The sequence below is a fragment of the Klebsiella sp. KE9456 genome (assembly GCF_043832615.1).
GTDB classification, from domain to species: Bacteria; Pseudomonadota; Gammaproteobacteria; order Enterobacterales; family Enterobacteriaceae; genus Klebsiella; species Klebsiella indica.
This window is the reverse complement of record NZ_JBDYQK010000015.1, coordinates 88,935-99,787: the sequence shown is the minus strand read 5'-3', so window position 1 is coordinate 99,787 and position 10,853 is coordinate 88,935. Positions and strand designations below refer to the sequence as shown.

Annotated in this window: 15 protein-coding genes; all 15 read right to left on the bottom strand. The window is 52.6% G+C overall.

Translation table 11 applies throughout. The features are described from left to right. Window positions 1-51 precede the first annotated feature (51 nt). Window positions 52-642 carry a tail assembly protein gene (locus tag ABK821_RS16385; protein ID WP_020806107.1) on the bottom strand — a complete coding sequence of 197 codons (591 nt, stop codon included), beginning with the start codon at window positions 640-642 and terminating at the stop codon, window positions 52-54. A 25-nt stretch (window positions 643-667) separates the two neighbouring features. Then, window positions 668-1,090 carry a hypothetical protein gene (locus ABK821_RS16380; protein ID WP_032448928.1) on the bottom strand — a complete coding sequence of 141 codons (423 nt, stop codon included), beginning with the start codon at window positions 1,088-1,090 and terminating at the stop codon, window positions 668-670. A 41-nt stretch (window positions 1,091-1,131) separates the two neighbouring features. Then, a complete protein-coding gene (locus ABK821_RS16375; protein ID WP_127719056.1) occupies window positions 1,132-1,842 on the bottom strand; it encodes a C40 family peptidase in 711 nt (236 codons plus the stop codon). Window position 1,843: 1 nt separating this feature from the next. Next, a complete protein-coding gene (locus ABK821_RS16370; RefSeq protein WP_224359152.1) occupies window positions 1,844-2,599 on the bottom strand; it encodes a phage minor tail protein L in 756 nt (251 codons plus the stop codon). Further along, window positions 2,596-2,943, bottom strand: a complete 348-nt coding sequence (locus ABK821_RS16365) for a phage tail protein (RefSeq protein WP_224359151.1) — start codon at window positions 2,941-2,943, stop codon at window positions 2,596-2,598. The genes ABK821_RS16370 and ABK821_RS16365 overlap by 4 nt, the downstream gene beginning before the upstream one ends. A 6-nt stretch (window positions 2,944-2,949) precedes the next feature. Next, complete coding sequence (locus tag ABK821_RS16360; protein WP_224359150.1) at window positions 2,950-6,096, bottom strand: phage tail tape measure protein; 3,147 nt, start codon at window positions 6,094-6,096, stop codon at window positions 2,950-2,952. After that, entirely contained in the window at window positions 6,080-6,352 is a 273-nt protein-coding gene (locus tag ABK821_RS16355; RefSeq protein WP_004111806.1) for a phage tail assembly protein T, read from the bottom strand. The genes ABK821_RS16360 and ABK821_RS16355 overlap by 17 nt, the downstream gene beginning before the upstream one ends. A 62-nt stretch (window positions 6,353-6,414) precedes the next feature. Then, the gene (gene gpG, locus ABK821_RS16350; protein WP_074185833.1) at window positions 6,415-6,843 is read right to left on the bottom strand and encodes a phage tail assembly chaperone G; all 429 of its coding nucleotides are present in this window, start codon (window positions 6,841-6,843) and stop codon (window positions 6,415-6,417) included. A gap of 10 nt (window positions 6,844-6,853) precedes the next feature. Further along, the gene (locus ABK821_RS16345) at window positions 6,854-7,597 is read right to left on the bottom strand and encodes a phage tail protein (protein WP_219676139.1); all 744 of its coding nucleotides are present in this window, start codon (window positions 7,595-7,597) and stop codon (window positions 6,854-6,856) included. A gap of 6 nt (window positions 7,598-7,603) precedes the next feature. Beyond that, the gene (locus ABK821_RS16340) at window positions 7,604-8,002 is read right to left on the bottom strand and encodes a phage minor tail U family protein (RefSeq protein WP_064396347.1); all 399 of its coding nucleotides are present in this window, start codon (window positions 8,000-8,002) and stop codon (window positions 7,604-7,606) included. Then, a complete protein-coding gene (locus tag ABK821_RS16335) occupies window positions 7,999-8,583 on the bottom strand; it encodes a phage tail protein (protein ID WP_077266527.1) in 585 nt (194 codons plus the stop codon). The genes ABK821_RS16340 and ABK821_RS16335 overlap by 4 nt, the downstream gene beginning before the upstream one ends. A gap of 8 nt (window positions 8,584-8,591) precedes the next feature. Next, window positions 8,592-8,945: a head-tail joining protein gene (locus ABK821_RS16330; RefSeq protein WP_181244906.1), complete on the bottom strand. Its 354-nt coding sequence runs from the start codon at window positions 8,943-8,945 to the stop codon at window positions 8,592-8,594. 10 nt (window positions 8,946-8,955) lie between these two features. Then, entirely contained in the window at window positions 8,956-9,330 is a 375-nt protein-coding gene (gpFI, locus tag ABK821_RS16325; RefSeq protein ID WP_395033982.1) for a DNA-packaging protein FI, read from the bottom strand. Between the two features lie 95 nt (window positions 9,331-9,425). Next, on the bottom strand, window positions 9,426-10,451 hold the full coding sequence (locus ABK821_RS16320; protein ID WP_064396353.1) for a major capsid protein: 1,026 nt from the start codon (window positions 10,449-10,451) through the stop codon (window positions 9,426-9,428). 67 nt (window positions 10,452-10,518) lie between these two features. Further along, window positions 10,519-10,851 carry a head decoration protein gene (locus tag ABK821_RS16315; RefSeq protein ID WP_181244908.1) on the bottom strand — a complete coding sequence of 111 codons (333 nt, stop codon included), beginning with the start codon at window positions 10,849-10,851 and terminating at the stop codon, window positions 10,519-10,521. Window positions 10,852-10,853: the final 2 nt, after the last annotated feature.

The window sequence follows — 10,853 nt, the reverse complement described above, 5'->3', positions numbered from 1 at the left end:
AAAAGCCACCGCAAGGTGGCCTGAATGGATGGTATTACTTATTAAAAATATTTATTGCTGGTCTTCGACATAAATACCGGCGGAAATAATCGCGCCGCCAATTCGTCGTTTGCCGTAAAGAAGGCCAACCGGATAGCCCTGCGAGGCGGTATTGGTTACGCCGCCAAAGGCATAGCTGGCTTTATTGTCGGAGGATTCTTTACGGGCAAGGCCACCGGGCTGAGGAGAGAGCATCTGGATCACGCCTCCAAGCATCATTGATGCGCCCATACTATAAAGATATGGTGCGGCCGCAGCAGCGGGAGTGAATGTGGAAATGAACCCCGCGACCACAAGCACTGCCCCGAGAATTGTTTGTAAGATGCCAGCCTTTTTACTACCAATGACTACAGGGACGATGCGGATAACCTCTCCACTTACAGGGAATCCTAAATCATCCTCACTAATATTTTTCTTCCCTTTGAATACAGCAAAGGTTAATCCTTTTTCTTTGCTGTTATTCATGAATTTTTCAAATCCCGGAATTGTTGCAGATAATGCTGCTCCAGCCTCATGAACAGTCGAAATCAATCGATGATGAACATTCCCAAAGGTTTTACCGAGGACTCCAGAAAGTTCGATTTTTGTCATTATTTCCTGCATAACAACTCCAGTTAGTGAAAAAAGTTTAATTAATGGTTGTCGGCCTTATATCCACATTTGCATTAGAATCCGTAAATATTCTTACTACTTTCCTCTCCCCAGCCTTCACAATGAATATTCGCTCTTGCCGCTCAGGGCTCAAACTACATAATCCTTTCCCTGTCAGATTAGCACCAACAGCCCACTCCCCTTCAGATATATAAAATGTAGCCTTTTCTTTAGGGTTCAGTTTTGCCACTTGCTCCCCATTTAAATAAACCGCTGCATAGCATCCGGACCCAACTATTCCCGCATCGCGAATGATAGTCAGAGCTGTATTATTACCAGCATTTATTTGATATTTAAAAACCCTTTCCTTTGGGGCAGAAATCGCTTTACTTGGAGGTACTACAGTACTTGCACACCCAGTTATAGATAAAATCATTAATGCCAACGCTATTTTTTTCATCTCGGTGTCCCTTCTGTCTTTAGTTAAAATTCCATAAAAGATTAACACAGAGAATGATATCGGACGATTTTCATCGTCCTGTCTAACCAGTATCCACCATACGGCACGCGCTGACTGAGATGACCATAAAGGTGGTGTAGCAGCATGTTACCTTCCAGCAGAATCCCGGCATGGTTCCACTTGTTCGACTGCACCTGCATGATAACCATATCACCCGGCTGCGGCGGGCCATCAAATTCACGGAAACCACATTCATACCAGCAATCGTGATAAAAATTTTCGGGATAGTCGTTTTCCCACCAGGGGTAATCAACGCGGTAATCGTGCAGCTCGATACCGTGGGTCTGCCGGAAATAGCTCATCACCAGTCCCCAGCAATCATAGTGGCCAAGAACGAACGGACGCTCGAGGAGGGGCAACTCGCCGCGTGGGTGTATGGTCCGAAGATCACCTTCTGGCCAGCTGAAAATATACCAAGGGAGCAGCGTAGCATCACACTGCGCCTTATCCAGTTCGCTGGGTTGCGTAGTCGCATCCGGATGGCTGTGAACAATGCCGATAATCGTTCCCCAATCCTCGACTTCTGCGTAATCCTCTGGCGCCAGAATAAAATTATCATTCGACTCGCTGGCCAGGTTACGGCAGGGGAAATAGCGCTCCACTCGTCCCCTTTGAGCAATCAAGCCGCACGCTTCACGCGGGTAATCAGCTGCAGCATGAACCTGTATAGCCTCAATCGTTTTCTGGCGCATATCAGCTCCTTATCAGCGACGTGCCAGGGAACCCGCCAAACGGCAGTTCGTTATGCTCGCCAAAACGCAGTTTGCAGGCAGTGAGTGTTCCGTTGCAGACGTCCTTCGATGGGTCATCAACCGGCTTGTTATTCTTGTCGAAATACTTTGTTCCGGCATAATCGCAACCATCGCCACTACGGTATTTATTGCGAATACACCAGGTACAAACAGAATGATACTGACGGGTTGGGATCAGCTTCCCCTGCAGCCCCATCGGGCTATCTAGCGCGAACTCTACCGTTTCATCGGTTTCAAGACTTTTGGTATCGATAAAATAGAGGTGCCGTTTCTCCTGCGTTGGATCCGCGGTGGCATTACCCTCAGGGAAATTTCGCGCATCAAGATACTGCTTTTGTGTCTCATGGATAATGACCCGAGCCATCGCCAGATCGTCGTAATGCACACACAACGCGGAAATCGAACTATCAATGTTGCCCACCCTCAGTGTCGGCTGCGCGTCGCTTCCTGAAGTCGAGGATTCGATCCCCTCTAATTCACACGGCCACGCTTTATATTCGGTTCCCTGCCACCAGATACTTTTAGCTGGCAATTTCGATTCATCGCCACCAGCGGCTAAAATTTCCGCTTCAGTATGGGGAATGTTATACCCGTGGAAATATAAAATATCCCCCATATTAAAAGCACTACCATCAATTTCAAAAAGCCGGATTTCATCTCCCGGCTCCAGTTTCTGATAATCAGCGTGAAGACTCATGGTACGAATGCCTGTTCAAATGTTGCGGTGACTGTCATGACTTTATTGTTCAGAATGGTTTTTTGCAGGCTGTCAGCCTGTACACGCCATAGCGCCAGCTCGTCATACGGTGGTTTAAACGTAAAGGATTTTGTTTTATGCCGTCGCAGGAATTTATAAATATCCAGTCCTGTTTGCAGATCTCCGGTAAATGAAAATGCATAATTTAAGGTTTCCGGGTTTATTCCCTCCCCTGAAACCTGCGCATAGCCGTCGCCAAATTGCGCCTTGCGAATATTATCCTTGCTCGTTATCGCGGGCTGACTGACGGCCTGAATTCGCCAGGAGAATGTTTCAATAGTCATAAGGTATTAACGCCCTTCTTTTATTGCCTTCCACAGCGGCGTCCCGGGCCGTTGGGCCTGTTCGCTGACGACGCTGATGATGGCGGGTTTCAGTTGCTTAAGGATACCGTTACTGTCAATCGCTGACCGCTGCGTAGACTGCTGTTCGCTCCCGCTACTGATATAGACGCCCCCCATGTTGACCATCACACCGCCAGGGGAGACACTCGCCGGGCTGGCAGCGTTGCCGACATACCCGCCGGCAGCATAACCGCGCATCATCCGGTAAAGATTGCTCACCCCAATGCGGCTGGTCGCCTCTTTTGTGAATACAAACTCACCGCGGTGCACAACGCCAGCAGGCTCATATTTACCGCCGTGGCCAGTGTAGCCGCCGCCGTCGTATCCTGGCGGACGATAAGAGGGTACCGGAACTGATTGCCCAGATGATGTATTGCTTGCGCTACCGTTGATCCACCCCATAGCCGCCTGAATGGTATAGGCCACGATCAGCTGATTGATGACCTGAACAATCATCTTCAGAATGGATGTGGTGAACTCCTTAAAGCTCGCCTTTCCGGTTGTTGTCAGCGCTGTCAGCTGGTTGGCCAGACCACTGAATGTGGCCTGAGAAATATCTTTCACAGATGAGAAAACATCTGTGGCCGAATCCTGATACTCCGCCCACCCCTGTTTGGCGCCGGCCAGCCAGTTACCGCGCAATGCATCCTCAGCTTCATAGGTGGCTTGCTGTTCCGCCAGCACCTTCCGCTGCGCATCAGGATTGAAGGCGTACGTTTCACTCAGCTTTTCAAGTGTGGTCCTTCTGTTTGACTCCCTGCCAGAAAGCCCGTCAGCCTGAGCCTTTATCCCCGCCCGGATCGCACTCTGCTGCTGCGCGAATTTATTGGCCTGATCTGCAAGATTATTCAGCTTCTGCTGCCGGGCAACCTTATCACCGAGATCGGCAAGCTGGCGTTTGTATTCCAGCGTTTCATTTTTGTGGGCCAGCAGGGATTTTTCCTGCGTGGACAACTGGCGACGGCCGGCGGCCTCCTGTAAAACGGTATACTGGTTTTCCGTCTGCCAGAGATCGCGGCGCTGCTTACTAATCACATCGTTAACGTCGGTATGCTGCTGCAGGGTTTTAAGCTGCGCCTGCAGCGTCAGCAGCTCCGCGTGCGCCCCTTCCTCAGCTTTGTTGCCTGCGGGCGTAGTATATTGCCTGCCTTTCGGCGTTTTCGGATCTTTGTATTTGCTATCTATACCCGCGCGGATTTTCGCGATATCGCTGTCCGTCCAGCGGGTGGCAATCCCTTCGATGGCATCCTGTTTATTTTTCGCAACCAGCTTATTAAATTCTTCCTGAGCTCGGGCCCGCCGCTCGGCTGGTTTCAGGCCAGCGTCAAGAAGCTGGTTAAACTGCTGCTGATTCCTTATTGCCTGCTGCTGCTGATCATTGCGCAGCTTCTCGCGCGCCGCGGCTAACCCCTCCTTAGCGTACGCTTTATCAATTTCGTCAAAAGTTTGTTTTGCCAGCGCTTCCCGTTGAGTGGCATTACGTAAACGTTCGGCATCGGCTTTGATTAACGGATTATTACCGGAGTAGTTGGGATCGACCTTCAGGTTGGCTTCCAGCGCCCGGCGTTCTTTTTCCGCAGCCTGCCAGTCTGCAAAAGCTCCCTGCCGCTTCATGGCCGTATCAGGATTACGACCAATGCCCATCATGGCATCCCAGGCGCCGCTGGCGGCATTTTTCACCCAGTTCCACGCGGTTTCCAGTGTCCCCAGATTTTCCTTCACCGCATTTGCACGCTGGATAACGCTGTCGGAATAGGCACGCATCGCGAGCTCGGCAGCGCGCTGCGAATCCCCCATCGCCTGCGCAGATGAAATCTGTTCAAACTGGCTTGCGGTAAGAAAATGCAGCGAATCATTCAGCGTTGCGACCGCATTAACCGGATCCTCTTTCAGCCGTTTGAACTGGTTAATGGTTTCATCCACCGCCTGGCCGGTTGCCTGCTGGAGCCTGGCAGCCACGTTGGCAACCCGCTCGACGTCAGCGCCACCGAATGCCCCACTTCCGACAACCTGCGCTAATACTCCTGCCGCGGTGTGCTGAGTGATTCCATTCCCGGAGATGCTCCGCGCCAGCGCCTGCAGTTGTCCCGAGGTTTTCCCGGCATAGTTCCCGGTGAGAATAAGCTGTTTATTAAACTCCTCGGCTTCCTTCCCGCCCTCGTACCACGCCTTCCCCAGCAGAACGACGGATGCCGCTATGCCGCCGACAACACCAGCGATGCCGAGACCGCGCAGCGTCATTAATTGATCTATCCATCCTGCCCGGTTAGCCAGGGTGATGCCGGATCCGCGAAGCGCTCCAAAGTTACCACGCAGCAGCTCCCCCATCAGCACGCCAAGTTCCCTCCGCGCGCCAGCACTCTCGAGACCAAGGCTGTGCGTGGCAACCTTTGCCGCCTCCAGTTTACGGATATAGACTTCAGCTGCATCGCTGGCGCCAACCTGCGCCGCTTTCATTCTCAGGAGCTCTGTGCCAGAAAGCTTTTGCTCAACAACCTGCGCCTTCAGCTGACGAAGAAATTTCTCGCGCGCCTGGTTCGCTTTTTCCTCAACCTGCTGAAGTTCTTTCTGCCGCGCCGTGGTGCGGGAAATCAAAGAGAGATAATCACCCTGAGTGATGTTCCCCTGTGCGCGGGCCTTGCGAAATTGTTCCTGGACACTCGCCAGCGACCGCGTTTCACCGTTAAGAGATCGGACGCCATCTATCTCCCTGAAGAACGATTCCGCCAGCGCATCCTGCCGCCGCGCCAGCGCCTCTGCCTGCGCGTCATTCTCCCGATAACGCTGGTTTAACCCGGTGACGCGCTGGTAAGTCTCATCGACCGATTTGGAGACTCGCTGCAGTTCGCTCTGAAGCCCAGCGGCGGCATCAGCCTGTCGCTTCTGCATATCGGACACGGCGCCTGCGCTGGCGGCGCTGGTGGTTTTCAGCGCGCTGATTTGCGCCTCTGCCGCACTACGCATGCGCGTCTGCACTTTGTCCGATTCATCCGCCATACCGGACAGTTGCCCCTTAATCCTGGCGATCTGTTCTGTGAAAGTGGCGCTGTCGACATCCAGGTTGATGACAAGATCGCTAATCTGCTGGGCCATATCTGGTGCCTCCCGTTATTCCCTCTGCGGCCAGCATCATGGCGTCATCATCCTGCACATGATCCGCTGCAGCCTCAGCGGAGGGGGACAGCAGGCTGAAGTGTGCAGGAGTGATGTCCGGATCCCGGTATAAGAAGGTTGAAATGGTGTAAAGCAGCCCGGAGAAGTGGGCATCGAGCTGCGCGTCCTGAAAAAAACGCTCCCGGTAAAAGTGATGCCAGTCGCCGAGCTCGGAGGACGTCATGCCAGCAAGCATGGCGCGCCAGTCGGGTCGCCCGAACTCGCGCGCCAGCTTCAGGACAAAATCAAGCTCACTGGCTAGGGCTTTTCCGCAGTAACAGGTTCATCACCCAGTGCGGTGGCATCAATGTGTTCATCCGCGGGTTGATCTTCTTCGACAACCGGCGCCAGCATGCCGGAGAGCAGCTTGATCTGCATTTCCGCTTTGCCAATTGCCTCCGCTGGCCAAGTGCTCATCACCTGCTGGTGCAGTTCTTCTTCAGTTGCCCCTTTCGGATCGTTATGCCAGAGCGAGAGCGCGATAAGGCGCGCGCCTGCGCGAATACTCATACTGACCAGCCTGGTGGACATTGTCTGCTCATCCAGGTCATCAGAAATGGCTGATAAGGCTTTTTCTTCCGCGGCCAGATATTCGAGATAAGTAATACGCTGTAGCGCCGATAATTCGGTGATTGGTACCGCGGCACCGTTATAAGTGAATTCGTCTTTTTTCAAAAACATGCTCATGCCTCTATCCTCAGGAAGCCGTCACAGTGGTTTTGCAGGTCGCCACAAAATTACCGTCATTGCTCATGACAATAATGTCGGTCGCGCCAGCCGCCACGCCGGTGACAATCAGAGATTTATCACTCACGGCCACAGTCGCCTTCGCGCTATCCGAGGTTGCCGCACGGAAAGACTGTTCCGATGCGCTGGCAGGCAGGAAGATGACGTTTAGCGTTGTGGTTGCGCCGACGGCCACGCTGGCCGTTGCCTTGTCGAGTTTGATGCCGGTCACTGCGATCGGCGGGTTGCCGCTTTCTTCCGCCAGTTCCGGTTTCCCGGTATTGGTGATTTTGGCGGTACGCGTGATCACTTCCTTCGCGGGGATGGCTTTACCCAGGCTACTGCACCAGCCTTTGAACACATCCACGGTACCATTCGGATACTTAATTTTGTACGCCCGTACAGAGCCATCGACGAACCAGGCCACCAGCGATTTTTGACCCTCTTCTCCCGGTTTCCAGGCCAGCGTTAATGATGTATCCCCTGCCGATTTTGCCCCCTGGGCGGTAGCGGTCCAGTCTGCATCTTCATCATCAAGATAGGTATCATCGTAGGACTCCGCCGTCATTTCACCCGGCGTCAGCTCCTTAATTTTTGCCAGGCGTTGCCAGTCAGCATCGGACAAAGGGTTTGCATAAGCATCCCCGGTCCCCGTGTACAACCAGAGTGTTGTTCCCGCCCCTTTTACCGGAGCAAGTGGATTAGGTGTTGGCATAAATCCTCACATGTCATAAATAATTGAATATTTCATATCCGCGGAGCTCCAGAGCCCGAGGCTGTCATCCCTCTGGTATTCGTAACCCTGCTGTACCATCACGGAAATCAGTCCACTCAGCGCGGAGATACCTGAGATTGCCGGGTAAACCCGGGCTTCCATCCACTCATCAAGTTCGGAGTCAGGTACCTGGGCAGGAAGGAAAACTTCAATATGTAAAGTGGCCTGCCAGGTATCAGCATCCAGTTCCTCCCCGGTGTATTCGGCATCAGTCAGATAAACTGCCACAGCAGGAAAATCTTCTTCCTCAATGACAGCTGGACGACCATCAAAAAAAATGGCGCTATTCCCTATCACGCTTTCCAGGCCATCGATCACGGCCTGGCGTATTTCGGTATGTTTCATCGTTTCAGGTGTAACCTCAGTTGTTGCTTGAGCGCAGCGGCCAGTTGCTTTGGCATCTCCACATCAAGCATGCGTTTCTTCTCCGCTTCGAAAGCAGTTGTAAGCGGCGCAGCCAGTGGGATTTTCACAACATCGATGGGGTAGCGATTTTTACCTTCAATACGCTTCATGACATGCCAGCGACCGTTGGCTAATTGCTGAATGAAAGCGTCCCTGAAAAGATATTTTCCGATCTTCAGGACACTCCCTCTCCGTAGAAGCGCCCCTTTCTTTCTGGTTAAGCGGACCTGGGCAGCGCCCAGTTTGATCGCCGGCAAGTTCCCCCGATTAACCTTTATCCTGGCGTTCATTCGGCCATTTGAAGATGCTTTGCTGACCCTTACCCTCTGTTTAACCAGTTTGACCGGGAGGCCTTTCACTCGGTTATCCCCTGCGATGGTTTCCTTAGCTACTTTTCGGGTTGCAGCGGTGACTGCTGTTCTGGCTACTCGATTGATTGCCCAGGCGCTGGCATTAGGCACCATATTGCGATCAAGGCTATTGAGGTTTGCAATGACTTGTTCCAGACCCTTAATACCCATTACACCTCCTATCGGCGGCGGTTTCCTGCGGGGGGCTGCCCGTTGCATAGCCAGAGATGGCAGGATCCGCAATCGTCCGGACCAATCCTGTCAATCCAGTAGGAGATTCCGTTAATGGTGAGGGTATCCAGCCGCTGTAACTCGCTGGCATCTGTCGATTTCACGAAAAAAGAAGGGCTTGTGCCCTCCACTCTCACACCAGGAACCGCATAGCCAATATTTTCTGGATCATCAAAGACACCGGAAATACTCAGCCCGGAAAGCCCACCCGAGGTGATTAGCGCCACCGTCCCCATGGTTGAGCGGATCGTTTCATCAGCCCGCGATATAGCAGCATCGAAAACATTATCGAAATCGGTCATGTCCACTCCGCTACAGTTCGACAGCCAGCCCCCGTGTAATCAGCTCTTCTGCATCCCCGGCGCTGACACGAACGGTAGTACCCGGCAAAACAAGACTCACCTGTTCATTCTTTACCGCGTGCAGCGCTTCGAGGTGTAACGTCGTGAGCGTTTTCACCGCGACCAGGTCATCTGAAGCAGACTTTGTTTCCTGGGGCGCCGGCGTTAATGCGTTACCCTGCGCATCGCGATCCTTCTCCTCATTGCCGGATGCCGTATTTCCGTTCCCCGTTTCATTGCTATCGCCACCATCGTCGATATCATCCCCAATCTCCTCCTCCAGCTCTGCAATGCGCAGCGCCAGCTCTTCTTTCGATCCGGTCAGACTGACCTCACGGTTCAGCATGCTGCCCAGGTCTTTCAGGCGAGCAATTAACTCTTCTTTGGTCATCACTGTTTCCCCTTTATAAGAAAGGCCCCGAAGGGCCGTGGTCCAGTTCGTCAGGCAAGTTTTACGGAGACGAACTCATCCGGATCAGCCAGCAACATTAGCGGTGCTGACTGAATCATGGTGAATTCGCGAGCAGGGTCTCCCGACTGAACCCAGTTTTTTGGGTAGCGAGTTGAAGCGTTAATACCTTCACGCTGGGCGTCTGCATCAAGGATGCAACCATAGGTGCGCAGACCACGGGCCTGGGTGTTTCCCAGCACCATTGACAGGTCCGGCAGTGCATTTTTTTTGACGTCGTTTTCAACGAGCTGACCGGCATAAACCACAATGGCTACATCGCCGTACATGCCCTTATAAGAAACGGCTTTACCCAGGTCTTTCAGGGCCGTTTCCAGCTCCGAATTTGAGCCACGGCGAGTATCCAGTTTCTCCTTGACGGCATCGAAAGAACGGAACAGTGCCCAGCCCTTCGGATCGAACACGATAATGTTGATCGTACCGCTGGCGTTAAGCGAATAGGCTTCAATGTCATCGGTAGGATCATAGGTTTTTTTATCACGGCCAGACCATGCTGCAGCCCCCGCCTGGATAATGTTATTGCCGGCACTGCGCCCCATATCCACTTCAACTGGCTCAAATGCTTCCCCACTCATGGTGTATTTCCCATAGAGCACAGCTTCGATTGCTTGCTTCTCTTCGACCTGTGCAATCGCCAGCTCCTCATCTTTCATATTCTGAAGAATGATGCGGCGACGGCGATAAGCAGGATCTGCCAGATTCTGTGGATCTTCATCAGGCAGGCGACGGAGAGTCATTTGTGGGTTAACTTCGTGTTTCGGCTTCACATAGCCAGGTGTAAATTCTGACGTGCTACCGCCACGGGAGCGAATCACTTTCCCGGAGACTATCGGCGACACATACAGCGCCATGTTGACCAGGCCTGGAATTTGCGACAAGTAGACTTTCTCTGTAGTGAAGGGATAACTTTCACGAAAGAAGATGCGCAGGAAAAGCGGATCGAATTTGAATTTCTTCTCATTGACCGCCAGCAGTTGGGCTGTTGTATAAACTGACATAGATTTTTCCCGTAAAAAAAGCCGCAAATGCGGCTTTTATGAATAATGAAAGTGGTAAAGAAGTCGGTTAAACGATGCTGATAGCAGTGCCAGCAAAGGCATTACGTTTAATGCTGTCGTCAGTGACTGCATCCGGCCAGTGAATATCTTCAATACGGAAGGAGCCGGATTTATAAAAGGTAAGTTCCGTGCTGTTCTGGTCGGCGGCTACCGCCAGGATGCCGCATGCCGCGCCAGCATGCTCGCCGTCCCAGGCAACCAGTTTTCCCCCCGTCGCCTCCAGCATTAACGGAGTCATAACGGGCGTTGCCGCTGCCAGTGCGCCAGCGCCATAAGCGGTGTGGGTTGGATCGCTATTACCCAGCGGCTGGTAGTGTGTAAATTCTTCAGTGTTAGCCATGT

What these genes read in the sequence shown, in the direction of transcription:
- ABK821_RS16315 (WP_181244908.1), bottom strand. Translation starts at nt 10,851, where the DNA reads ATGGCTAACACTGAAGAATTTACACACTACCAGCCGCTGGGTAATAGC.
- ABK821_RS16320 (WP_064396353.1), bottom strand. Translation starts at nt 10,451, where the DNA reads ATGTCAGTTTATACAACAGCCCAACTGCTGGCGGTCAATGAGAAGAAA.
- ABK821_RS16330 (WP_181244906.1), bottom strand. Translation starts at nt 8,945, where the DNA reads ATGACCGATTTCGATAATGTTTTCGATGCTGCTATATCGCGGGCTGAT.
- gpG (WP_074185833.1), bottom strand. Translation starts at nt 6,843, where the DNA reads ATGAGCATGTTTTTGAAAAAAGACGAATTCACTTATAACGGTGCCGCG.
- ABK821_RS16380 (WP_032448928.1), bottom strand. Translation starts at nt 1,090, where the DNA reads ATGAAAAAAATAGCGTTGGCATTAATGATTTTATCTATAACTGGGTGT.
- ABK821_RS16355 (WP_004111806.1), bottom strand. Translation starts at nt 6,352, where the DNA reads ATGCTTGCTGGCATGACGTCCTCCGAGCTCGGCGACTGGCATCACTTT.
- ABK821_RS16385 (WP_020806107.1), bottom strand. Translation starts at nt 642, where the DNA reads ATGCAGGAAATAATGACAAAAATCGAACTTTCTGGAGTCCTCGGTAAA.
- gpFI (WP_395033982.1), bottom strand. Translation starts at nt 9,330, where the DNA reads ATGCTGAACCGTGAGGTCAGTCTGACCGGATCGAAAGAAGAGCTGGCG.
- ABK821_RS16375 (WP_127719056.1), bottom strand. Translation starts at nt 1,842, where the DNA reads ATGCGCCAGAAAACGATTGAGGCTATACAGGTTCATGCTGCAGCTGAT.
- ABK821_RS16345 (WP_219676139.1), bottom strand. Translation starts at nt 7,597, where the DNA reads ATGCCAACACCTAATCCACTTGCTCCGGTAAAAGGGGCGGGAACAACA.
- ABK821_RS16365 (WP_224359151.1), bottom strand. Translation starts at nt 2,943, where the DNA reads ATGACTATTGAAACATTCTCCTGGCGAATTCAGGCCGTCAGTCAGCCC.
- ABK821_RS16340 (WP_064396347.1), bottom strand. Translation starts at nt 8,002, where the DNA reads ATGAAACATACCGAAATACGCCAGGCCGTGATCGATGGCCTGGAAAGC.
- ABK821_RS16370 (WP_224359152.1), bottom strand. Translation starts at nt 2,599, where the DNA reads ATGAGTCTTCACGCTGATTATCAGAAACTGGAGCCGGGAGATGAAATC.
- ABK821_RS16335 (WP_077266527.1), bottom strand. Translation starts at nt 8,583, where the DNA reads ATGGGTATTAAGGGTCTGGAACAAGTCATTGCAAACCTCAATAGCCTT.
- ABK821_RS16360 (WP_224359150.1), bottom strand. Translation starts at nt 6,096, where the DNA reads ATGGCCCAGCAGATTAGCGATCTTGTCATCAACCTGGATGTCGACAGC.